Origin of the sequence: Aliinostoc sp. HNIBRCY26, assembly GCF_050235535.1 — a bacterium.
Classification (GTDB): Bacteria; Cyanobacteriota; Cyanobacteriia; order Cyanobacteriales; family Nostocaceae; genus Trichormus.
Map to the genome: position 1 here is coordinate 6,483,593 of NZ_CP189852.1, position 21,901 is coordinate 6,505,493.

At 41.0% G+C, this 21,901-nt stretch carries 22 protein-coding genes and 1 pseudogene; 9 read left to right on the forward strand and 14 right to left on the reverse strand.

The features are described from left to right. Positions 1-3 precede the first annotated feature (3 nt). Positions 4-774, forward strand: a complete 771-nt coding sequence (locus ACQFX9_RS27355; RefSeq protein ID WP_427159678.1) for an SDR family NAD(P)-dependent oxidoreductase — start codon at positions 4-6, stop codon at positions 772-774. Between the two features lie 25 nt (positions 775-799). Here the strand turns inward: ACQFX9_RS27355 and ACQFX9_RS27360 are convergent, their stop codons facing one another. The 4 genes from ACQFX9_RS27360 to smc all read right to left on the reverse strand — a co-directional run bounded on the left by ACQFX9_RS27360 (position 800) and on the right by smc (position 6,669). Further along, on the reverse strand, positions 800-1,090 hold the full coding sequence (locus ACQFX9_RS27360) for a hypothetical protein (protein WP_427159679.1): 291 nt from the start codon (positions 1,088-1,090) through the stop codon (positions 800-802). Between the two features lie 132 nt (positions 1,091-1,222). Continuing rightward, positions 1,223-1,873: a hypothetical protein gene (locus ACQFX9_RS27365; protein ID WP_427159680.1), complete on the reverse strand. Its 651-nt coding sequence runs from the start codon at positions 1,871-1,873 to the stop codon at positions 1,223-1,225. A 112-nt stretch (positions 1,874-1,985) separates the two neighbouring features. Then, a complete protein-coding gene (locus ACQFX9_RS27370; RefSeq protein WP_427159681.1) occupies positions 1,986-2,963 on the reverse strand; it encodes a PRC-barrel domain-containing protein in 978 nt (325 codons plus the stop codon). Between the two features lie 58 nt (positions 2,964-3,021). Beyond that, positions 3,022-6,669: a chromosome segregation protein SMC gene (smc, locus tag ACQFX9_RS27375; RefSeq protein WP_427159682.1), complete on the reverse strand. Its 3,648-nt coding sequence runs from the start codon at positions 6,667-6,669 to the stop codon at positions 3,022-3,024. A gap of 223 nt (positions 6,670-6,892) precedes the next feature. Between smc and ACQFX9_RS27380 the strand changes: the two genes are divergently transcribed. Next, on the forward strand, positions 6,893-7,315 hold the full coding sequence (locus tag ACQFX9_RS27380) for a putative toxin-antitoxin system toxin component, PIN family (protein WP_427159683.1): 423 nt from the start codon (positions 6,893-6,895) through the stop codon (positions 7,313-7,315). A 6-nt stretch (positions 7,316-7,321) separates the two neighbouring features. Further along, positions 7,322-7,549 (forward strand): toxin-antitoxin system HicB family antitoxin, encoded by a 228-nt coding sequence (locus ACQFX9_RS27385; protein ID WP_103138312.1) that lies wholly within the window; start codon positions 7,322-7,324, stop codon positions 7,547-7,549. A gap of 204 nt (positions 7,550-7,753) precedes the next feature. On the opposite strand, the gene secA is transcribed toward ACQFX9_RS27385, so the two are convergent. The 6 genes from secA to ACQFX9_RS27415 form a co-directional block, all read right to left on the reverse strand. Continuing rightward, entirely contained in the window at positions 7,754-10,543 is a 2,790-nt protein-coding gene (secA, locus tag ACQFX9_RS27390; protein ID WP_427159684.1) for a preprotein translocase subunit SecA, read from the reverse strand. Between the two features lie 416 nt (positions 10,544-10,959). Continuing rightward, positions 10,960-11,493, reverse strand: coding sequence for a cytochrome C (locus ACQFX9_RS27395; RefSeq protein ID WP_427159685.1), 534 nt, complete (start codon positions 11,491-11,493; stop codon positions 10,960-10,962). A 186-nt stretch (positions 11,494-11,679) separates the two neighbouring features. Beyond that, positions 11,680-12,036, reverse strand: a complete 357-nt coding sequence (locus ACQFX9_RS27400) for a type II toxin-antitoxin system RelE/ParE family toxin (RefSeq protein ID WP_427159686.1) — start codon at positions 12,034-12,036, stop codon at positions 11,680-11,682. Next, positions 12,026-12,283 (reverse strand): hypothetical protein, encoded by a 258-nt coding sequence (locus tag ACQFX9_RS27405; protein ID WP_427159687.1) that lies wholly within the window; start codon positions 12,281-12,283, stop codon positions 12,026-12,028. The genes ACQFX9_RS27400 and ACQFX9_RS27405 overlap by 11 nt, the downstream gene beginning before the upstream one ends. Before the next feature lie 236 nt (positions 12,284-12,519). Then, positions 12,520-13,089, reverse strand: coding sequence for a hypothetical protein (locus tag ACQFX9_RS27410; RefSeq protein WP_427159688.1), 570 nt, complete (start codon positions 13,087-13,089; stop codon positions 12,520-12,522). Positions 13,090-13,203: 114 nt separating this feature from the next. After that, positions 13,204-14,823, reverse strand: coding sequence for a tetratricopeptide repeat protein (locus ACQFX9_RS27415; protein WP_427159689.1), 1,620 nt, complete (start codon positions 14,821-14,823; stop codon positions 13,204-13,206). Between the two features lie 734 nt (positions 14,824-15,557). On the opposite strand from ACQFX9_RS27415, the gene ACQFX9_RS27420 reads away from it, so the two are divergent. Together ACQFX9_RS27420 and ACQFX9_RS27425 are read left to right on the forward strand one after the other, a co-directional pair. Further along, positions 15,558-16,157, forward strand: a complete 600-nt coding sequence (locus ACQFX9_RS27420) for a tRNA-(ms[2]io[6]A)-hydroxylase (RefSeq protein ID WP_427159690.1) — start codon at positions 15,558-15,560, stop codon at positions 16,155-16,157. A gap of 18 nt (positions 16,158-16,175) precedes the next feature. Next, positions 16,176-16,583 carry a VOC family protein gene (locus ACQFX9_RS27425; protein WP_427159691.1) on the forward strand — a complete coding sequence of 136 codons (408 nt, stop codon included), beginning with the start codon at positions 16,176-16,178 and terminating at the stop codon, positions 16,581-16,583. Between the two features lie 189 nt (positions 16,584-16,772). Here ACQFX9_RS27425 and ACQFX9_RS27430 read toward each other — a convergent pair whose 3' ends face one another. Both ACQFX9_RS27430 and ACQFX9_RS27435 read right to left on the reverse strand, forming a co-directional pair. Beyond that, positions 16,773-17,066, reverse strand: a complete 294-nt coding sequence (locus ACQFX9_RS27430) for a HigA family addiction module antitoxin (protein ID WP_427159692.1) — start codon at positions 17,064-17,066, stop codon at positions 16,773-16,775. An 11-nt stretch (positions 17,067-17,077) separates the two neighbouring features. Continuing rightward, entirely contained in the window at positions 17,078-17,377 is a 300-nt protein-coding gene (locus tag ACQFX9_RS27435) for a type II toxin-antitoxin system RelE/ParE family toxin (protein WP_427159693.1), read from the reverse strand. A 403-nt stretch (positions 17,378-17,780) separates the two neighbouring features. Here ACQFX9_RS27435 and ACQFX9_RS27440 point away from each other — a divergent pair, with 403 nt between their 5' ends. The 3 genes from ACQFX9_RS27440 to ACQFX9_RS27450 all read left to right on the forward strand — a co-directional run bounded on the left by ACQFX9_RS27440 (position 17,781) and on the right by ACQFX9_RS27450 (position 19,501). Continuing rightward, a complete protein-coding gene (locus ACQFX9_RS27440; protein WP_427159694.1) occupies positions 17,781-18,269 on the forward strand; it encodes a GNAT family N-acetyltransferase in 489 nt (162 codons plus the stop codon). A 29-nt stretch (positions 18,270-18,298) separates the two neighbouring features. Then, a complete protein-coding gene (locus ACQFX9_RS27445; protein ID WP_427159695.1) occupies positions 18,299-18,970 on the forward strand; it encodes a ComF family protein in 672 nt (223 codons plus the stop codon). A 69-nt stretch (positions 18,971-19,039) separates the two neighbouring features. Further along, positions 19,040-19,501, forward strand: a complete 462-nt coding sequence (locus ACQFX9_RS27450; RefSeq protein ID WP_236141153.1) for a PPC domain-containing protein — start codon at positions 19,040-19,042, stop codon at positions 19,499-19,501. Between the two features lie 163 nt (positions 19,502-19,664). Here ACQFX9_RS27450 and cobS read toward each other — a convergent pair whose 3' ends face one another. Continuing rightward, positions 19,665-20,438 carry an adenosylcobinamide-GDP ribazoletransferase gene (cobS, locus tag ACQFX9_RS27455; protein ID WP_427163016.1) on the reverse strand — a complete coding sequence of 258 codons (774 nt, stop codon included), beginning with the start codon at positions 20,436-20,438 and terminating at the stop codon, positions 19,665-19,667. A gap of 89 nt (positions 20,439-20,527) precedes the next feature. Beyond that, a pseudogene (locus tag ACQFX9_RS27460) lies at positions 20,528-21,586 on the reverse strand (transposase); the annotation flags it as partial. An 11-nt stretch (positions 21,587-21,597) separates the two neighbouring features. On the opposite strand from ACQFX9_RS27460, the gene ACQFX9_RS27465 reads away from it, so the two are divergent. Further along, positions 21,598-21,840 carry a hypothetical protein gene (locus ACQFX9_RS27465; RefSeq protein WP_427159696.1) on the forward strand — a complete coding sequence of 81 codons (243 nt, stop codon included), beginning with the start codon at positions 21,598-21,600 and terminating at the stop codon, positions 21,838-21,840. The last annotated feature ends 61 nt before the right edge of the window (positions 21,841-21,901 follow it).

The following is a 21,901-nucleotide window of genomic DNA, read 5'->3' on the forward strand; positions in this document are numbered from 1 at the left end:
AATATGTCTTATTTTGCTGAAATTAATCATGGTAATGCCCTAATTGTAGGAGCGAGTCAAGGTATTGGATTAGGTTTCGTCAAGCAATTACTGCAAGATGAAAGAATCACCAATATTTATGCAACTTATCGCCAACCAGAATCTGCTGCTGAATTACTAGCCTTAGCAGATAAATATGCTCATCGTCTAACTTGTTTGGTGTTAGATATTACTGATGAATCACAAATTGCTGAAGCTATACAAAAAATCCGCACTCAAACTGATAAATTAAACTTAGTAATTAACTGTGTGGGATTATTACACGATGGAGATTTACAACCAGAAAAAAGCCTAAGACAAATTAATGCAGATAATTTATTACGTTACTTCCAAGTAAATAGTATTGGTGCTGTACTTCTAGCTAAACATCTTTTGCCCCTATTTCGTAATAATGAGCCTGCTATTTTTGCTACCATATCAGCTAAACTAGCCAGCATAGGTGATAATCAGCTTGGTGGCTGGTATGGTTATCGCGCCTCAAAAACAGCACTCAATATGTTTATGAAAAATGTGGCGATTGAGTATGGTAGGAGTTGTCCTAATACTGTGGTTGTAACTTTACATCCTGGTACAACTGATACACAACTTTCTCGACCATTCCAACGGAATGTAGCAGCAGAAAAACTGTTCTCAGTTGAACGTACTGTTACTCAATTACTAGCAGTTATTGATAAATTACAAAAAAGTGATAGTGGGCAATTTTTTTCATGGGACGGCAATAGATTACCTTGGTAAAATTTACCACGACACAAATTAGTTTTTAAATTGGATAAGTATTTTTTAAAGTACAAGAAAAACTAAATTGACCAGTAAATTCATCAAAATGGGAGGTACAGTTGCCAAATTGATTACTAAAAGTTTGATTTGGTGTTACTTTTCCCAGTTCAACGCGAATTTTAGCATTAGTTTCTGCAATGCTTATGTTAGTATAATTTCTACCACCTTCATTAGTGGAAGATAGTTTAACACCACCGATAATATTAGCCTCTACTTCTGGGGTGAGTGGAATCAATAGTTCTTCGTGAGAAGTGGACATTGTTTTATTAGACATTCCAGTAATTACAACAATATTCTCTATTTTCAATCTAAGCATTATTTCAGGTAAATTAATAAACCAAAAGACATAATATAAATCAAGTCTCTTGATAGAGGAATCATTTTTAAAACCTCTACTTGATTGATACTATTCCCAATATGACTCCCAATTATTTTGGAAACATTGTTGTAATTTTTGCATATAGGCATATGTTTTAATTTTCACCATCCATAGCTGATTTGTATTACTCACTCCTTTACAAATAACACCCTCAGTTACACCATATTTACCAGCGCGAACATCATCAATAAATTGACCTGTTAGCTTACCACGATACACAACTCTAGCAATATTTAAGTGATGGAAGTCTTGTAGAAACTTTTCGGGGGGAATCATAGATTTATCTATTTGCACATCAAATAGGATTAGTTGTTTAGCTTCATCTGATTTGTGCATTCCAGCAAATGAGTTCATACCGAAAAATTCTGTGAATACAGTAATTTCAGGAGACTGATAATCAGAACTTTCTCGAAATACTGTTTCTAAGGGAATAGCAAAATCTCTCTGAAAAATCTCAGTCGCAGTTTCTAGCCCTGGGTGTGCTTGATTGAATTGTGCAATTCCCATATCATCAAGATCGAAGCGATCGCGACGTGTACCAAAAGCATACCAACCAAGTTCACAATCCCACACCCAGTGCAGATTTGTACCATCATATTTCTCAAAAGCTATACAGCGTTCCCACGGGCAATTTTTGCTGTCTGGGATTTTAGGATAAGCAAGTTGCACTTTCACCATTTTTTATAGAAGTTATATTTGTAAATCAAAATAATACAAATATAATACAAGAGAGCCTATAAAAATACCCCAGTTTTGATTCACGAAACTGGGGTATTTTTATGTAAATCCGTTAATATCCGCTTTCTTCTTCGTATTCCGGCTGTCTTTCTTTGACTTTCTTGGGAATATTCACAGGTTGTGGGGGTGTATCTTCCCAAGCATCGCCTTCTACATCATCATAGTCGTCGTAATCGTTGGTGTAGGGCTTGTAGGGTTTAGCTGGTGGTTCTTTATATCTGTCTTTGTCTGCGGCTTCATTACCCCAGTTATCTTCTTCGTCTTCTTCGTATTGAATGGACTCATAAGACCGTGCCTTCATGACTTCACGCCGTGGTCTTTCTTCTTCTATGTAGTCCTCGTTCCATTCTTCTTCTATGGCTACAGGTTCGGGGGTACGGACTTTGGGCTTGGGTGGCTGTAATGGTACACCACTGGGGAGTTGATTAGAGGGTGCGACAGCGCGGGGTGCGGAGTAGTATTCTTCTTCTGCGCCTCTTTCCCAAGGTGCTTTACCGATACCTAATCTTTCTAGTACGCCGACTGTTAATTGGTTAACGCGTTCTTCAGCCCCTTCAAATACAATCAATCTACTGGGGCCTGTGCTGACAACTTCTTCGATTGATATCTCGTAGGTACTCAAAAACTGGTCGGGGATTTGTGGGACTCCCAAGGAGGCGATGATAATGGAGGTTAACTTACCTGTTTCAGCTTCAAACTTGAAGCCCCGCACTCTACCTAAGACTTCACCTGTCTCGGTGATGACTTCCCAGTTCATCAAGTTGCTGAAGGCTTCAACTTCAATGTCTTCGATGACATCTTCATTATCTACCAGGATGACATCACCGAATTGGTTGATGCTGCTCAGGTACATATAGCGCGGTAGACCAGAGATAGAGATCAGGCTGTCTCGCAAACCAAGAGCCACAACCTCTCTTTGATCAATATCTACCCAAACTTGGCTGACTATACCTAATCGTTTGCCATTGTCGCGGGTAATTACCTGGGTATTTAATATGTCGGAACGCCTAATTATTTGTTCAGAGGTCATTCTATACGGAGTCCTGATCTCGAATCCGGTTTATCTATACACTATTATTAACAAAAACTCAAGCAGATGTATGGGAAGATTGTAATTTAATTCCCAAAACTTGGGTGTAAGCTCCTCTTGCCTGAGTAACGCCAATGGTGCGTTCGGCTGATTCTATCATCGGACGACGCAAACTCACAACTATGAACTGGGCTTGTTGTGCCTGTTTTTTAATCATTCTTGATAAACGTTCAACGTTTGCCCCATCCAGAAACATATCTACTTCATCAAAGGCGTAAAATGGTGAGGGGCGGTAGCGTTGCAGCGCAAATATAAAGCTTAAAGCGGTGAGGGATTTTTCTCCCCCAGACATGGAAGCGAGTCTTTGCACTGGTTTACCTTTGGGGTGGGCGACTAAATTTAAGCCACTAGCAAAGGGATCTTCGGGGTTATCTAGTTGCAGATAGCCGTCACCGTCGGACAGTGTGGCGAAAATTGATTGAAAGTTTTCGTTAACAGCGTCAAAGGCTTCTTTAAAGGCTTGTTGGCGCAAGGTGGTAAAGTTTTCAATCCGCAAGAGTAATTCGGTGCGTTCCGCTTCTAATGTCTGCAATTTTTGGCTGAGTTCTTCCAGGCGGTTTTGGGTGCGTTCGTATTCTTCTAAAGCCAACATATTTACAGGTTCCATCGCCTGTAAGCGTTTGGCTAGCGATCGCAATTCTTTCTGCAATTCTTCTAAGTCTACCTGATCTGGTACTTCCGGCAAAGGATTGGGTAATTCAGGGGCGAGTTCCTGTAGTTGGGCTTGCAGGGCGGCTAAATCTTCCCGCCGTTTGAGTTGGCTTTCTTCCAGCTTTTGAATTTCCCATTCTAATTGTTGCTGACGCAGGAGATGCGATCGCACTTGTTGTTCTAATGCGTCGCGTTTTTGTTTTTCCTCACCCAAATTCTTTTCCATTTCACTCATTTGGGCGCGAGTAGCGGCGATTTGGGTGCTGAGTGCTGAGTGCTGAGTGCTGAGGGTGGCGATTTGGGTTTGTTGGGTTTGTTGTTCTTGTTGATATTGGGTAATGCGTTGTTCGGCTTCTTGGATGCGTTCTTGCAGACGTTGCTGTTGATTCTCTAAATTTTTTAATCGTTGTTCGGCTTCTCTAAAAGCGGTTTCCCGTTGCTGTAATTGCTGTTCTTGGGTTTTTATTGTCCCTTGGATTTGTTGCCATTCGCTGGGGGTTTGGGAGGCTTCTAAATCGGCTAGGGTGTGGCGTAATTGCTGTAATTGCGTTTCTTGTCCTGGGAGTTCATTGTCTAAGACTTCCAGACGGGTTTGGGCGGTGTGAAATTTTTCGGTGTTTTGGGTGAGTTGCGATCGCGTCCCTGACAACTGGGCTGTTAAACTTTTAATGTCTTTTTGCAACTGTTCCAATTGCAACTGCTGTTCTCGCCTTGCTTGACGCGCTTCGGTGAGTTCTTGGGATAATTGCTTGCTTCTAGATGATAAAGTAGCGATCGCTTCCGTACAACGGTCTAAAATTCTATCAATATCCTGCAAACGCTGTTTTAAAGCTACCGCCTCATCTGATTCCGCCGCTTCTCCCTTCCCGAAACGCAACGCCGAACGCTGGTTCATACTACCGCCAGTCATCGCCCCGCTAGTTTCTAACAATTCCCCATCTAAGGTAACGATGCGATATAAGCCGAGATTTTTCCGCGCCTGTTCTAAATTGCTAAATACTACCGTGTTACCGAAAACATAATTAAATACATCCCGATAACGGCGATCGCATTCTACTAAATTCACCGCATAGCTGACAAAGCCATTAGCTAACCGTAATGTTGCATCCTGGGTAAATTTCGGGGCTTGAATTTTGTTTAAGGGTAAAAAAGTCGCCCTCCCCGCCCGTTTTTGTTTTAACAGTTCAATTCCGGCGGCGGCTATCCCATCATCTTCTACCACAATATGCCCTAAACGCGCCCCAGCCGCAATTTCTAACGCCAATTGATAACGGGGTTCCACTCGTCCTAAATGCACCACCAAGCCGCAAACGCCGGGTAATCCTGACTGAATAATTACTTTACTGGCTTGCGTTCCCTGGACTTCTTGCTGTGCTTGGGTTTGTGCATCGATTTTATCTAACTGACGCTGCTTGTCCCGTTGTTCTTGCAATAGCCGCTTTTGAGTTTCCTGTTGGATTTGTAATTCCTGTTCTGTAGCGGTGAGATTTTGGGCTAAATCTTGAATCGGTTCACTAGAAGTATTAAACTCAGCTTCTAACTTAGAACATTCCGCTTGTTTTTCTGCCAACTGCGGCTCTAAATTAGCAATTAACTGCGTTTCCTCTTGAATTAACTCCTGTAACTGATTATTTCTTTCCCTCAGTTGTGCTTGTTCAGTACGCTGCGGTTCTAGAGTTTGCAGCAAAGTTTCAATTTGACGATTGAGTGCAGTTTGTTGCTGTACCCAAGCTTCCGAAGCTGTAGCGATCGCTGCGGCGGCTTCACGGGACTTTTCCAAAGCTTGTTGGGCTTCATCCCGTTGTTGTTGACAATAGACAATAGATTGCTGTTCTAAACCCTGCGCTTGGGCGATTTCACTCAAACCCTGCTGATGCTGTTGAATTTCCTGCTGAGTTTGCGTCAACCGCCTAGCAGTTTCTTGGGAAGCGTTGTTTAACTCCGCTTGCTGACGTTCCAGTTGCTTGCGTTCCGCCTCTTGGGTAGCCAGGGTAGATTGTACCGCTAATAATTCCTCTTCACCCAAAGCCTTGACGTGTGCATTGAGTTGTTCTAATTCCGCCGTTTTTTGAGCGATTTCCCCATTCAGACTAGTAAGTTGAGTAGTCGATTCAGCATAATTGCGATCGCCTGCTTGAATTTCCGTCGCCAACTTTTCCTGCTGCGCTTGCAGAGAACGCCAAGACAACACCGCTTCCCAAGATTGCTTATGCAAGTATTCCGTCCGTAACTTTTGATACTTCTCTGCCTTTGCTTTATCTTGGGACAGGCGATCGCGCTGTAAAGTTAACTCATTCTCAATAATCCGACAACTATCTTCCTTTTCCTTCACCTCATCCAGAGTAGCCTTAGCCTGATTAATCTTACGGTCAAAAGCAGCCACCCCAGCCAACTCATCAATAATTTCCCGACGTTCCTTTGCATTCATCGAGATGATACTAGTTACGTCCCCTTGCAGCACCACGTTATACCCTTCCGGGTAAATCCGCAGATCCTCCAACTGCTCATGTAACTCAGTCAACGTACAGGATGCACCATTGATATAGTAATTTGACGTATAACTTCCCTGATGAGTCACCCGCAGTTTTCTTGTCACACTCCATTCTGTTGGCTTGTGTCCATTCCCATTGCCATTTACAGTTGACTGTTCTTCTGTTGACTCTTCATCTTGTAATAATTCTTCATCATTGCTGACTACTCTTAACTGATCACTAGCATCTACCAAATCAGATAAATCAAAAGTCACAGTTACACTAGCTTCCACCGCCGCGCGACTTTTAGCCGTTTGAGTATTATTCACCAAATCCGGTAGGCGATCGGCGCGCATCCCCTTAGAACTAGCCAGTCCCAAACAAAACAGCAGCGCATCCAAAATATTCGACTTCCCCGAACCATTCGGCCCCGATATGACAGTGAACCCCGGTAGCAGAGGGACTGAAGTAGTACCACCGAAGGATTTGAAATTAGTAAGTTCGACGCGCTTAATATGCACCATAGGTGCTAAATCATAGGGATAATGAAGGACAAGTGTATCAATTAATGAAAAATTAGCAAGTAGTTTATACCAGATAATCCAGATTTTTTCACCCCAGCGACTCCCAAGCCAGGATTTATCAGTATGTTTATACTACAGCATCCTACCAGATTGACAAGGTGAGACGAGTGATTAGTTCTTTTATCTGGAGGTTTTATGATAGCGTATATGCTATCATAATTACATGGCAATCAAAATTGTAGTTGATACCAGCGTTCTTATTAGTGCGCTTATTAGCTCTCAAGGTATAAGTCGAGAACTGATTAGACGCTGCTTGACAGGTGAATATCAACCTTTGATGGGTAATGCTTTATTTTCTGAGTATGAGTCGGTGATTCAAAGAGAAGAAATTATTGCCAAATGCCCTTTAAACAGTGAAGAAATTTCTGCTTTGCTGGCATCATTGATAAGCGTAAGTCAATGGATTTCTATTTACTATTTATGGCGACCTAATTTAAAAGACGAAGCAGATAATCATTTAATTGAGTTAGCAGTTGCGGGAAATGCTCAAATCATTGCAACTTACAATGTTAAAGATTTCCAAAATGCTCAATTATTGTTTCCTAACTTATCAATCTTAAAACCAGAAGAAATTATTAGGAGCTGAATTAAAATGTCAACATTAACTATCCGTTTACCAGAGGATAAGCATAATAGATTGAAAGAACTTGCTCAAGCCAAAGGTATCAGTGTCAATAAACTGATTGAAGAACTTTCTACTATTGCTTTAGCAGAATATGATGCCTACACAAGATTTAAAGCAATGGCAGCGATTGGCAAGCCAGAAGAGGGCTTAACAATACTAGCGAAACTTGATGCTTTGATGGAAAAGCGGTTGTAATACCAATTCACAATTCGCAATTCGCAATTCGTAATTAAAAAACTTAGATGCAGCAAAGCCTTCAGGGTTTACATCTGTATCAGGTTTTTCGTGAAATGGTGTAAGTCTAAATTTTGAAAACTCCTAACTTTTAACCTACACAAAAAACGCAGAGGCACTTCTAAAACTCTCCGCGCCTCTGCGTCTCTGCGTGAAATTATTCCCTTACACCATCTCAGAAGTTTGCACCATTGGCTGCGGCTGAGGCTGGAACATAAACAGCGAGTAGACCACGTCCCGGCGGATGTTGACCATCATATCCAAGAACAACTCATAACCCTCGCTCTTATACTCAATAAGCGGGTCTTTCTGTCCATAACCACGCAAACCAACGGACTCACGCAAAGCGTCCATTTGTTGCAGGTGTTCCCGCCACAGGGTATCAATGCGCTGCAAAATGAAGAACCGTTCAGCTTGACGCATTAATCCTGGCTGAATTTGGTCAATTTGCGCTTCCTTGAGGTCATAGGCAATGCGTACCTGTTCATGCAGGAAGGCTTTAATCTCGCCCATTCCCATGTCTTCTAGTTGACTAGCCTGCATATCAGACAGCAAATAGACGAACTCCTTAACTTTCTCCACCAATTTGTCTAATTCCCACTCTTCCGAGGGCAAATCAGGGTTGATGTAGTAGTCAACGATGTCGTCCATCGTTTTTTCGGCGTACTTAATCACCTGTTCTTTCAGGTCTTGACCTTCTAAAACCCGGCGACGTTCGGCGTAGATGGCGCGGCGTTGGTTGTTCATCACCTCGTCATACTCAAACACCTGTTTACGGATGTCGTAGTAGTAGGTTTCAACTTTCTTTTGCGCGCCTTCTAAACTGCGGGTTAGCATTCCCGACTCAATGGGCATATCGTCTTCTACGTTGAAGGCTTCCATTAGACCGGCAACGCGATCGCCTCCAAAAATCCGCAGTAGGTTATCCTCTAAACTCAGGAAGAATCTTGTTGAACCAGGGTCGCCTTGTCGTCCGGCGCGTCCCCGCAACTGGTTATCAATCCGGCGTGATTCGTGGCGTTCTGTACCAATGACGTGCAGTCCACCCCGTTCTATCACTTCATTATGTTCGCGCTCGGTAAATTCTTCGTATTCCTGTTTTACCCGCTTGTAAGCATCCCGCAATTTCTGAATTACGGGGTCGTCGGTGGGTGCTTTCTCGGCAGCTACGGCGATTTTATCTTCTGCTTCTAGTTCTGGTAAAGCGCGATCGCCATACTCACGCACTGCAAAATCTACAGCTTCTTTTAATAATTTTTCGGCTTCTTGAGAAAGTTGGGTGGGGAAAATCTCTGGTGAAGCTTTCCAGGTTTTGACTTTCTTTCCAGGGGTGAAACCCTGACCGCCGCCATGTCCACCAGGTAAACCAGATGCCCTTTGTACGCCAAATACATCTTCGTCCTCTGGTCTGACAATACGGGGCATTAAATATTCCCGCAGTTTCAAGCGCGCCATGTATTCGGAGTTACCACCAAGAATGATATCCGTACCACGTCCCGCCATGTTAGTGGCGATAGTAACAGCACCTCTGCGTCCTGCCTGAGCGACAATTTCCGCTTCCCGTTCTACGTTTTCTGGTCTAGCGTTGAGTAATTCGTGGGGAATGCCTTGTGCTTTGAGTAATTGGCTGAGATATTCTGATTTTTCTACACTAGTAGTTCCCACGAGGACTGGTCTACCTTGTTCGTGCATTTCGGCACATTCATTAGCGATCGCCCGCCATTTACCAGTCTCTTTCTTAAATACCAAATCAGATAAGTCTTCCCGTTTTCTGATTCGATTGGTGGGAATAACTGTAACTTCTAATTTGTATATCTTTTCAAACTCGGCTTCCTCTGTCTTCGCCGTTCCTGTCATCCCTGACAATTTGGGATACAGCAAGAACAAGTTCTGATAAGTAATTGTTGCCAGGGTTTGGGTTTCTGGCTGAATTTCTACGTGTTCTTTAGCTTCAATAGCTTGGTGTAAGCCATCACTCCAGCGTCTTCCAGGTAACACCCGTCCGGTAAATTCATCAACAATTACCACTTCCCCATTACGGACAATGTAGTTGACATCTTTGAGGAACAGTTCTTTCGCTTTGATCGCATTAAAGACAAAATGCGCCCAAGGATCTTCGGGGTCGAATAAATCTGTTACACCCAAAAGTTCTTCCGCCTTTGCGAAACCTTCATCTGTTAACAGAACGTTACGAGCTTTTTCGTCCACCTCATAATGTTCTTCAGTTTTCAGCGTCAAAGCAATTTCCGCCGCTTTGAGATACTTTTCTGTCGGTCTTTCTACCTGACCAGAAATAATTAAGGGTGTCCGCGCCTCATCAACTAAGATTGAGTCTACTTCGTCAATTACACAGTAGTTAAAAGGACGCTGTACAACATCAGCCATCGATGTCGCCATGTTATCCCGCAGATAGTCAAAGCCGACTTCACTGTTGGTAACGTAAGTTATATCACAATCATAATTTTTCTTACGTTCACTGGGATTCATGGTTGATTGAATTAAACCCACGCTCAAACCCAGAAAACGATGCACCTGTCCCATCCATTCTGCGTCCCGACGAGCCAGGTAATCATTCACCGTGATTACGTGTACTCCCTTACCTGTAAGAGCATTTAAATAACTCGGTAAAGTAGCCACCAGGGTTTTACCTTCGCCGGTTTTCATTTCCGCAATTTGCCCAGTGTGCAGAATCGCACCGCCCAATAACTGGACATCGAAGTGTCGCAACCCTAAGACTCGTTTTCCTGCCTCTCTCACCACGGCAAAGGCTTCTGGCAGAAGATCATCAAGGGTTTCGCCTTTGGCAAGCCTTTGTTTAAACTCTGCTGTTTTGCCTTTCAAATCTTCATCAGAAAGAGTTTGTATCTCTTCTTCCAAAAGATCAATTTCTGTAATGTAGGGTTGGTATTTTTTCAGCTTACGAGCGTTGGGGTCGCCCAACAAGAGTTTTAGCATGGCAGATTATGGAACTAAATTGAGGGGATGGGAATTAAAAGGGTTTGATTATTATATTGATTATAAGAACTTAACCCAACCTAGCCATTGTAAGTAATGGATAGGTATGAGAGGGAAATTAACTCAAAAACAGCAAAATAGCAAAATTGAGGTTCCATCTATATATCTAGATGATCCGTTTGATTTCGCGGTTCAAATTGTAAACTCCTTTAATAGTATCATTTCGCCCACAGATGAGGAGTGGTGAGTGGTGAGTGCTGTTAGCGGAAGCGCGGCGTTTAGCCGGTGGTGAGTGAGGAGTGCTGAGTGGTGAGTGAAGAAATAAAATCTACCTTGTCCCCAGTCCCTAATCCCCAATCCCCAATCCCCAGTCCCCAGTACCCAGTCCCCAGTACCCAGTACCCAATCCCCAATCCCTACTCCGAACTCAACTGGCGAAAATTATACTCCTTCGCACTGGGATGACAACTGACACAACTGCTGATCTGCAAAGGTTGCGGTAACTTGACTTGGGGATGTAACGCTTTAAAATAGCGAGAATTGTTCACCCGATAAGGTGTTGCTTCGTCTTTTAAGTGAGAACGAGAGAAAGTGGAAAGATATCTCCACACTAGATTCCGACTAGGATCTAATAAAGGCTTGATATTTACGCCGTAGTGTTGTGACTCTTCTAAGAGGTCTTTCCAAGTTTGGGTGGGCAAAACCGCCGGTGGTAATGCAATGTGACAGCTAGAGCAATTTTCTAAATATAGTTCTTGTCCTAGTTGATATCTGGCAGGAACTACGTCAACTGTACCAATTTCTGATGTGGGGGTGGCACTTTGCGCGCTAGTGGCTATAGCTAATAGCCAGCCCATTGCCAAACTCCAAAGCAGAATGGTCAAGAGTAATCCTAGAGGACGGCGTTTGAGTTTGGGTTTACGGGACTTACGTTTTACCAGATTTGACATTCCTCACATTCCCAGATACTTAGATTTATCCCTTATTGCTGATCATAAGACTTAAGCTGCATTGGCGATGTTGCGAATATGAGTAAATATTTTTGGCGTTGCAAAAGAGTCTATCAAGCAATTCTAAAATCTGGAATAGTAAGAGCTAATCAGAAAAATCAAGCTTATATTTCAGTGGTGACTCGATTAATCAAGAAAATCAGTCATAATATCTCGAATTTCACTGGTATTAATGTCTTCTCTGTCAGATTTGGAATAAATTGTGAGCAGCAAAAGACTTGTAGGTGATTCAACTTGATAAATCAGGCGGTATCCCGCGCTTTTCCCTTTTTGGATATTACTGTTACGAACTCTCACCTTGTAAACAAAATATTCTTCTCCAAGTCCACTAATTCTATCACCTACAAAGTTTCCTTGTTGTAACTGCTCGATAATTGGTTGAACATCAGAGCGAATATTGCGAAATTTCTTGGCAAGATCACGCAGGTTTCGTTGATATTCTGGAGTTAAATCTATGAATACCGATGGCTGTTCATTCGGCATCTATACCCTCCCACATTTGGGATAGTGGTATACGCTGTCCTGCTTTTGCTTCCTCTAAGGCTCTCCTCAAGCTAGCTTTAATCTCTTCAACTGGTGTATCATCTGGGTCAAATTCTTCTGTATCTGCCAATTCTGGAATTAACACAATTACCCTTACTTGCTCTGTGTAAGTTATTTCATGAATCGGTTCATCTAAAATTAGATTTCCTTGAGCGTCAATCTTTCCAGTTACTTCAATTGCTTTCATTTTTGATTTACCCCATTTTGTAGGAGATCGTAACACGCTAGTTAGGGGGGATTGGGGATTGGGGACTTGGGACAAGGTAGACAAGGTAGACAAGGTAGGATTTATTTCTCCATCAACACTCATAACTCAGCACGGGCTAAACGCCGCGCTACCGCTAACAGCACTTAGCACTCATCACTCATCACTCAGCACTTACTACTCAGCACTCAGCACTCATAACTCACCACTCACTCAACTTATTGATTGATAGCAGAGTTAGCCATTTTAATTAAAGATTCACGCTTACCGGCTTTTAACCCTAAACTGTACTGTACGCCTTGTTGCCGCCAAGTGAGGGTAGCGTCTGAGCAATTAGCACCACAACGAGAATCGACAAAGTAACCAGTGATTCTTTTAGCTAAAACGACGCGTTTACCTGTGAGGCTTGGTGTTTTGCGAGTCACGGCTTCAGCAGATACTGCACCTAAACGACAAGCTGTCCCACCATTGCAGTCAGGGGTGAATCCCAAGAGAATGTCATATTTTTTGGGTGTGGATGTTTCGAGAATGGCGTAAATTGGGTTTGTGCCGTCAGATTCAGGAATATATTTAGGTAATAAAATTTTAATCCGGCTATTTTGCTTTAATTTAGGCAAAATTGCTTGAAAAATTGGATTTGTCTGAGAATTTGCCGATTTAATGTGCTGCTTTGCTAATGTTTGTCTTTGATTGTTGGTGTTAGCTATAGCTGATTGATGGATGCTGCTAGCACTAAGTAATAGTAGGACAGCACAAACTCGAGTAAGTTTTTTTAAACGTAAAATCATGTTGTCAACTCTGGTTTTATGGGATTACTAATTTGTATTTCCCATTTTTGAATGACAATTACGCATGAGTGAGAAAAATTAATATTAAATAATTTTATTTAATTATATTTAGAATTAAAAATTTAACACATCTATAGATGCTATGATTTCTATTTCTAATATTCTATCTTTTGCATCTTTAAGGGCTGCTAAATTTCCTTCTTGATGATAAATATTTGCTGCTTTTTGAAAGTCTGTGATTGCTGCTTGCAGATTTTTCATGTCAGCATAAACATTGCCACGATTGTAGTAGGCATCGGCATAATTATTATTAATTTGGATGGCTTGATTGTAATCTGCGATCGCGCCTTCTTCATCACCTACATCACAGCGCACATTGCCCCGATTATAATACACATCGGCTAGATGGGGATTAATCTGTAATGCTTGGGTATAATCTGCGATCGCGCCTTGATAATCGCCAATATCTGCTCGCACGTTTCCACGATTTTTATAAGCATTGGCATCTTGTGATTTAATCGGAATTACTTGATTAAATCCCGGCTGGTGTTTGACAAGATAACGGGCAATATCAGGATTTTTGGATATATCTGCATACTGGGGATTGATTTTAATTGCTTGGGTGTAATCTTCAATTGCTCCTTGATTATCTCCTAAAAAAGAACGGGCTTCGGCACGGTTTTTATAGGTGATAGCGACATGAGGATTGATGAGAATCGCTTGGGTATAATCATTAATCGCTGCTTCATAGTTCCCTATTTGTGATAATGCTGAACCGCGTTTATAGTAGGCTTTGGCATCATTTGTATTGAGGTTTATAACTTGAGAATAATCTGCGATCGCTTTTTCATAATCTCCTAGTTGATGATAAGCAATCCCACGTTGATAGTATATTTCTGCGTTAATTGAATCTAATTTTAATGCCTGACTATAATAATTGATAGACTCTGTATATTCACCTTTGGATAAACATTCATCACCTAATTTTTTGTAGTCTGTATTCAGTTCTTGATTGTTGTAAATAAAGGCGTTGTTATTTTCAGTCTTTCTAGCGATGATTGGTTGCTGTATCTCTGCTTTAATTTGCTGTTTCTCTAGTATATAGGATTGAGTAATGGGATGATGCTGATTGTGAGATTGTAAATATTCTAAATAGGCATACAATCCCCCAGCATACAATAATTGCTCAATCCCAAAAGAGATACTACCCGTTTTTAACTTAATCATTCTTGTAGGGAGAAACCCAGCTAAAAATAGGTGATATTCTGATTGGGCTTCATGCACAGGTTCTTGAATTAAAATGCAAACTACCACTGCATTTTTTTCCACTTCTTCGGAACTAACTGACCATTTTACTCGTTCAATGCTACCGTGGCGAGATTTAACTTCAACGCCAATTGATGGATCAGATGTCATAGTAAAATCAATTTTACCATCTCCGCCAAATCGCTTTTCATAGTCTACTTCTGTAATTAAATCAGCTAGGCGTTCTTTAACGACTTCCTCACCTAACTTTCCTTTGAGGTAGCTAATAAAAACATCCCGCACTGGAGAAACTCGTTTATATTTTTCTGCCATTTGCCAGCAAAAATTTCGCAAGGCCTTTAATCGTTCACCGGAAATGACTGTTAACTCACTGTATTGACCTTCTGTTTCGCAGTGCAGTAAACAACCAGATGATAACCTTTTGATAAAATCAGACTGTAGCGATCGCAGTAATGTAATCCAATCCATGTAAAGTTCTGCGAATTTTTTGCTGAAGTTATTTTAATAATATATGCAATTAAAGTAAACCTGGTTTACAAGTAATTCTTGTTTAGCTCACTTAACGCAACTGGTATTTTCTAAATTTATAAGTTTTACCTATTTCATAGAAGATAGAAATCTATAGAATTCTTCATATTAATTGTTACCCCAACAAAACCAAAAGCAAAATGTGTGTCTTGATACAATAAGTTCATGATAACTGTTATATGCTTTCAAAGCCCTTTACTTTTACCCTAATGGCGGAGATACCGCTAAGATAGCACCAGAATGTCAGGGAATTTAGTCTCTATTAGTACGATTGGATCTGAGTCAACAGTAGCAATTGTGGCATGAGGTCAGCGTTTTCTTACATTCTGGTGATTTACTTAATTTAGACAGAAGCTAGAACGCAATAATTTAATCTAGCTGAGTATAATATCTATTTTTACAGGTACTTGTAGCTGCTGATCAATTGCTGATCAATACTAAGGCGAGTTGGACTAGGGTTTTTTATTGACAGCTAGCTATGAATATTGCAGTGAGTGTGGGTATAATTGATGTCAAGTAACTAACACCTCATGTCTGCAATGTTTGGCATTATTATATATGGACTATATGGACAGCGATCGCCTAACCTAACCTTTTTAATCACAGATAACGCAAAATATCATTACTCACATTAAAATCAATATCAAACTAAAGTTATTAAGTTTTATCTCCCTGTGTCTATTTCTGCATTAAAAACTATCAATGCCCTCAAGCAACCTACTAGTGATGCTTGGATAAAACAAGCGATCGCCAATTTAGACATCATCTTGCTTGATCATTCTCATTGTGAACGTAAAGCGGCCGGTGTAGCGTTAAACTTTATGTTTCGCTACCCTTCTAATACTAAAATGGTGAGAGAATTAACAGCGATCGCCCGTGAAGAACTCGAACATTTTGAATTAGTCAATCAGTGGCTAGAAAAAAGAAATATCCCTCTAGCACCCTTACCACCGCCTCCCTACGGTGCAGGTTTAAAAGCTGCTGTCCGCCCTCAAGAACCAGAACGGTTTTTAGACTCCCTACTGGTAACGGGGTTAATTGAAGCCCGTAGCCATGAACGGTTAGGACTATTAGCCGTACACTGTCCTGATTTAGAATTAGCTAAATTTTATAGAAGTTTAATGGCATCTGAAGCAAGACACTTTGGTACTTATTGGGTTTTAGCAGACACTTACTTTGACCGAGAGATTGTTAATCAACGGCTAGATGAATTATCAGTAATTGAAAGCGATTTGCTGGCAAATTTACATCCAGAACCGAGAATTCATAGTTAATAGAACCACACATTATTTATGTTTCTACAGTTAACACATATCAGGCTGCTAGTTTCCAATTACAAAGACTGTTTTCTTTTTTATCGGGATGTCTTGGGATTTGTTATAGATTGGGGTGATGAAAATAGCGGTTACGCCGAGTTACACACAGGCGACTATATTAAACTGGCTTTGTTTAGAAAAGAATTAATGGCGGAAGCTATTCCCAGTGCTTATCAGCCGTCAGCAATGAATTGTCAAAACAAAATGGCTTTGGTGTTTGCTGTAGATAATGTTGATGAGTTGTATTATCATCTCAAAGAAAATAATGCCATTATTGTGACTCAGCCAATGGATCGTCCAGAATGGGGATTAAGAACAGCCCATTTTCGTGACCCTGATGGCAACTTGATTGAAATTTTCAACAATATGAGTAGCTTGAATTAGGATAATACTAAATCTTATTTGATCTCTATGCTCAAAGTGATGGAGGCAATTTCAATGTTGAGTTTAAACAGCAATAGTTGTTGCTTTTTATATTGAGAAACCTTGCCATCACTTGAGTAAAGTTTCACTCAAATTAGGCATTAGCTGAAATTTGACCTAAGTCCTTGTGTCAAATAAAAGTTTGATAAATTAGGATACTAAGACACGAGGACAGATAGTTTCTTGAATTTCCTTGCCAACTGTTTGTTCAGCTAACCTCAATTCATAGTTTTTCTGGAGATTGAGCCAAAATTCTCCGCCAGTGCCAAAATATTGTCCTAATCGCAACGCCGTATCGGCCGTTATTCCTCGTCTCCCATTAATAATTTCAGTAATTCTGTTTTTAGGAACATGAAGAACACGCGCTAAATCACTCGCACTCATATTTAGTTCTGCAATTTCATCAGCAAGAATTTCGCCTGGATGAATTGGTGGACGTGCCATTTAACTTTCCTTTAGTGATAATCTATAATTTCTATATTGAAGGGCTTCAGAAAATCATCAGGCCAATTAAAACAAATTCTCCATTGTTCATTGATTCTGATACTATACTGACCTTTTCTATCACCTCCTAACGACTCAAAACGATTACTTGGTAATTGCATCAAAGCTTCTTTATTTGGGGCTGCTTCTAAAATATCCAGTCTTTTTTGTGCTTGTCTTTCAAAAGATTGAAACTCTTTAACCCGTTCTCCTAATGCAAATCTCTCTGTTCTTTTATCCTTGTATTTAGGGTATTCATCTGAGGAAGACATACATACTTAGTCATAAGAAGGCAGTGCCTGTTATGAGTTACGTTACTCGTAATTATAAGATATAATATTAGCATAAAAGATTTATCTGATCGCATTTAAGTCAGTCGGTGAGCATAAATCAAACTATGTCAACTAATGTAAAGTTAGAGAGAATTAGCTTGTAGTGAGGGCTTCAGCCCTTTTCTTAGGACTAAAGTCCTGACTACAAGCATTGAATTATTTACACAGTTATACTTACCTCCAACTCCATCCCAAAACCTTGGCTTGCTGACTATTAAGCATAGGCAAAATTCATGCTTTGAGCTTCACCTGAGTTAGAATCAGCTAGAGAAGCTATATGCTGGGTAAAATTCGGGAATAAATCCAGAAGACTTTTCTGTACACACCTGACCCACACACAGTAATGCACAGCTACTACAAAGATTTCTTAATTCGTAACTGGCAAAAAAGCGATCGCACTAAAGCCGCCGCTATCATCAGTTACGTGTTATCAGAATACGGGCTGGGTTGGGAACCCAAAGGAGCTGACCGTGATGTACTGGAAGTAGAAGAATGCTACTTAAGTACAGGAGGCGAATTTTGGGTAATTGAACACCAAAGCCAAATAGTTGGTACGGGGGCATATCATCCCACCCATCGCGGAGAAAATGCCGTCGAAATTAGGAAAATGTATCTTTTACCAAGTGTAAGGGGTTTAGGATTAGGGAAATATTTGTTACAACAGTTAGAAGCAGCGATCGCTGACCGTGGTTTTAACCAAATTTGGATTGAAACCGCCAGTGTGTTGGTAGAAGCAGTCAAATTATATGAAAACCACGGTTATCAGCCAGCTACAGGTTTAGAAACTGCACGCTGCGATCGCGTGTATGTGAAATATTTAAATGGGGAATAGGGAATAGGGAATGGGGAAGGTTTTAAATTATGCTCAAAGGGTTTCTGGATTTATTTTTACAATCTAACTGCCCTTTGTGCCAGCGTTCCACATCTGGTGTAGTTTGCGAAAACTGCACTAGACAATTACAAAAATGTCATCATCCCCAACCCCAAGCTTTGTGGAAACCGCCAATACCCGTTTTGAGTTGGGGTGTGTATGGTGGGCTTGTCAAACGAGCGATCGCGGTGATGAAATATGAAAATCAGCCCCAAATTGCTCGACCTTTAGGACAATGGTTAGGAGAAACTTGGTTATTACATTCCCTTCATCCAGAGAAACAAATCGTAGTAATCCCCATTCCCATGCACGCCAACAAACAAAAACAACGGGGTTATAACCAAGCGGCGTTAATTGCTCAAAGCTTTTGTCAAACCACTGGCTTAAAATTAAAACTCAATGGTTTGACCAGAATCCGCGAAACACAGGCGCAGTTTGGTTTATCAGTATCTGATCGAGAGAAAAACTTGGCTGAAGCTTTTGTGATTGAGTCAGATTTGCTCAAACACCACAAAAACGCCTCAGTGTTGCTAATAGATGACATTTACACTACCGGTGCAACTGCTAAATCTGCTGTCACCACCCTGCGTCAATCGGGAATTGTCGTTTTAGGATTAGCCGCCGTGGCTACTCCCCTCAAAGACAAAAGCAGCAAAAATTAATGGTCAATTTATCTGTGAAAAATCTATAATTAACCAAATTGCCCTGTGATTTTGGGAACATTGCCTATTATGCTCAGTAAATTTATTATTAATAATTTCCGTAGAATTATCCTATTGCCCACAACATTATTTGTAATTGGTATCACGACAACCACAACTTTTGCTCAAAACAGTAAGTTGTACAGTCCAATTATGTTGACTGATTTTAAAGAAATTAGTGACACCCTCTCAGAAAAGGACATCCCTACCGGTCAAGGTGGGTTTGCTCGTGATTATGCTGTTAAGTTGAATAAGGGTGATAACTTAGCTGTTGATTTAAGTTCCGAAAGTTTTGATAGCATCATTACATTATTAGCCCCCGACGGTTCAACATTAGCCGAAAATGACGATGGCCCCGATGGTACTAGCAATTCTCTACTGTTTACCCGCATCAACGAAACAGGGACTTTTATTATTCGTGTCCGTTCTTTTGGCGAAACTGGGGTAGGGCCTTTTAAATTAAAGGTGACGAAATTACAGCCAATGAAATAGGGTGGTGAGTGCTGAGTGCTGAGTGCTGAGTGCTGAGTGCTGAGTATTTATCGGAAAAAGCTAGGTTCAAAACCGTACTTCTTCCAAAATTCTTTGTTTCTCAAGATATGTAGAAACCCCAACTCTTGGGGTGGCTACATTTAATTTTGAATTTTGAATTGATTCATAGGGTGGTGAGTACGCATAGAAATAACGCTTCTGTCCACTCTACGACTGCGCCGTAGGTGTCGCCTGTGTGTCCACCTAATTTGTGATGGAACCAAGCACCTGTGCAAGCAGCGATCGCACTCCCAGCTATCACTATTGTTAGGGGTAAAATTATCCTGTTGCCATCTAGCAAGTAAAACAAGCTACTCACAGCCAACATTAATAACCATCCAGGAAGTAAATCTTGGTAGGAACTGATGGCTTGTTTGTGAAATGCACCTTTACCTGTGGGTTTTAGGTAAGGATAACGGTAAATTGCTAGCTGTTGTCCCCAACGTCCCCAGCCACAAGCAGCCATCAACATTAGCCAACGGTTGTCTGTGATATCAGTTAAAGCAGTGGTTTTTAATAATATTAAGGCGATCGCTACCATTGCCCCAAATGCACCCGTAGCACTATCCGCCATCACTTCCAGTCTACGTTCTGGATTCCCCACAGCCAAACCATCAGCCGTATCCATCGCCCCGTCTAAATGTAGTCCCCCGGTGATACCCATCCACACAGCAACTATCAAAGCACTACGAGTTAACATAGGTACACCCAGATAACTCATTCCCACATCCAAACAGCCCAGAATTCCCCCAATTATTAATCCCACCACCGGAGCAAAACGGGATACATCCTGAAACTCTAAGCCATTGATATAAGGCAGAGGAATACTAGTATAAAAAATTAGACTAGCCACTAATTTCAAGAAGATTTTTTTCCCCCATTGCAATAGCTTAAACATATTGATAAGTAGAACGGTGTAAATAATTAAACTCACATCTTGCACCTGGAAATATGAATGTCAAAACCACAACTACGTGCAAGAGGAGTGAGGCGTTCAATGTTAAGTAAAAGAAGATACACTACTAATTGAGGGAAAATAGATTCAAGAGCTAGTTGTGCAGCTTGACCCCAATCAGGTGGTGATGCTGACTGAGTATGCAGATAACTCCAATGGGCTATGAGATAAGCAGTGAGAGAAAGGATAAGCCAACGATACATACCCAGCAGAGTTCCTTGCCCAAAGCGATGTAAACCAAAACGGTGCTTGGCGGTTTTGAACCATCCCTCAATCTGCCATCGACGCTTACCCCACCATTTAAGAGTAGAAGCTTTAATCGGGCGAGTAGATAAAATAAAACGTTTTTCTAGTTTGCCATTATCGCGTTTTAAGTAATACCAAGAAACAGTAACAGGAAAGCTTAACCCAAACAGATAAACCTGTTGCCCTTGCTGATGTAAGCGTCTTAAAAGTCTACCATCTGCTAATTTACGGCTAATAGATACACCAGTAATAGCATGATATTTCAGACGACGTACACCCTCAAGAAATTCTATACTGCCAAAGGCCGTATCAGCTAAAATAATTGTCTGGAAATGTTGAGTTAAAGATTGCGGTAAACGTTTCACGAGTTTCAGTCCTAGCTTTGCAGGGGAAGGCGTTCCCTTACCTCTCCAAACCCTAAAATTCCAAGGGATACGGCATCTTCCAATTACCAAATAAACCACGACCAGATGCAAACCGCGTTTACCATTGTAGACTCTGATTAAATCACTAAACTCTTGAAATTTACCTCGTTTCTCTAAAGTCGTTAGGTCAATTATTACTTGTAAAAAGGGTTTTCTTCCTTTAGCAGATGATGCTAAAACCTTGAGTACTGTTTGTAATGCGGTGGAACGAACAACACGAATCATCTCCCTAGTTGACCAAGGATTGATATTGAGAAATCGGCTGATTGCACTTGGAGATTTTGTTTGACTGTGTTCGGGTAATGGGTGTCCTTGTGCCTCTAAAAATAATGCCAGCATAGCTTCTAAATTATCTTTCTGGTACTGCGTTGGCATCAGTTCTTTCAGGCTATAAACTAGTTTTTGGGCGTGGGCAAGCATTAATCAGTGCTTTGTTTAATTCAAGTATTTCACGCCTTTTCTCTCATGTTTTAAGTATCAAAGGCAAACATATCCATGTCTTCGGCGAAAAAGTAACCGCCGACGCGGAAATCTTACTTTCTACGCAATATTACGGCATTTACGTTCTATTTATAACTAAATTTACTTATCTATCCTTATTTGAATCTTGTTATAGTTTTGTGCTGTCTATTGGCTTTCTACGGGTATCTACGTTAGGTGCAAGAAGTGAGTAAAGGTTTGTAGTAAGGACTTTAGTCCTTACTACGAACTAAAGGCAATTTTTTACATGAGTTT

What these genes read in the sequence shown, in the direction of transcription:
- ACQFX9_RS27355 (WP_427159678.1), top strand. Translation starts at nt 4, where the DNA reads ATGTCTTATTTTGCTGAAATTAATCATGGTAATGCCCTAATTGTAGGA.
- ACQFX9_RS27360 (WP_427159679.1), bottom strand. Translation starts at nt 1,090, where the DNA reads ATGTCTAATAAAACAATGTCCACTTCTCACGAAGAACTATTGATTCCA.
- ACQFX9_RS27365 (WP_427159680.1), bottom strand. Translation starts at nt 1,873, where the DNA reads ATGGTGAAAGTGCAACTTGCTTATCCTAAAATCCCAGACAGCAAAAAT.
- ACQFX9_RS27370 (WP_427159681.1), bottom strand. Translation starts at nt 2,963, where the DNA reads ATGACCTCTGAACAAATAATTAGGCGTTCCGACATATTAAATACCCAG.
- smc (WP_427159682.1), bottom strand. Translation starts at nt 6,669, where the DNA reads ATGGTGCATATTAAGCGCGTCGAACTTACTAATTTCAAATCCTTCGGT.
- ACQFX9_RS27380 (WP_427159683.1), top strand. Translation starts at nt 6,893, where the DNA reads ATGGCAATCAAAATTGTAGTTGATACCAGCGTTCTTATTAGTGCGCTT.
- ACQFX9_RS27385 (WP_103138312.1), top strand. Translation starts at nt 7,322, where the DNA reads ATGTCAACATTAACTATCCGTTTACCAGAGGATAAGCATAATAGATTG.
- secA (WP_427159684.1), bottom strand. Translation starts at nt 10,543, where the DNA reads ATGCTAAAACTCTTGTTGGGCGACCCCAACGCTCGTAAGCTGAAAAAA.
- ACQFX9_RS27395 (WP_427159685.1), bottom strand. Translation starts at nt 11,493, where the DNA reads ATGTCAAATCTGGTAAAACGTAAGTCCCGTAAACCCAAACTCAAACGC.
- ACQFX9_RS27400 (WP_427159686.1), bottom strand. Translation starts at nt 12,036, where the DNA reads ATGCCGAATGAACAGCCATCGGTATTCATAGATTTAACTCCAGAATAT.
- ACQFX9_RS27405 (WP_427159687.1), bottom strand. Translation starts at nt 12,283, where the DNA reads ATGAAAGCAATTGAAGTAACTGGAAAGATTGACGCTCAAGGAAATCTA.
- ACQFX9_RS27410 (WP_427159688.1), bottom strand. Translation starts at nt 13,089, where the DNA reads ATGATTTTACGTTTAAAAAAACTTACTCGAGTTTGTGCTGTCCTACTA.
- ACQFX9_RS27415 (WP_427159689.1), bottom strand. Translation starts at nt 14,823, where the DNA reads ATGGATTGGATTACATTACTGCGATCGCTACAGTCTGATTTTATCAAA.
- ACQFX9_RS27425 (WP_427159691.1), top strand. Translation starts at nt 16,176, where the DNA reads ATGTTTCTACAGTTAACACATATCAGGCTGCTAGTTTCCAATTACAAA.
- ACQFX9_RS27430 (WP_427159692.1), bottom strand. Translation starts at nt 17,066, where the DNA reads ATGGCACGTCCACCAATTCATCCAGGCGAAATTCTTGCTGATGAAATT.
- ACQFX9_RS27435 (WP_427159693.1), bottom strand. Translation starts at nt 17,377, where the DNA reads ATGTCTTCCTCAGATGAATACCCTAAATACAAGGATAAAAGAACAGAG.
- ACQFX9_RS27440 (WP_427159694.1), top strand. Translation starts at nt 17,781, where the DNA reads ATGCACAGCTACTACAAAGATTTCTTAATTCGTAACTGGCAAAAAAGC.
- ACQFX9_RS27445 (WP_427159695.1), top strand. Translation starts at nt 18,299, where the DNA reads ATGCTCAAAGGGTTTCTGGATTTATTTTTACAATCTAACTGCCCTTTG.
- ACQFX9_RS27450 (WP_236141153.1), top strand. Translation starts at nt 19,040, where the DNA reads ATGCTCAGTAAATTTATTATTAATAATTTCCGTAGAATTATCCTATTG.
- cobS (WP_427163016.1), bottom strand. Translation starts at nt 20,438, where the DNA reads ATGTTTAAGCTATTGCAATGGGGGAAAAAAATCTTCTTGAAATTAGTG.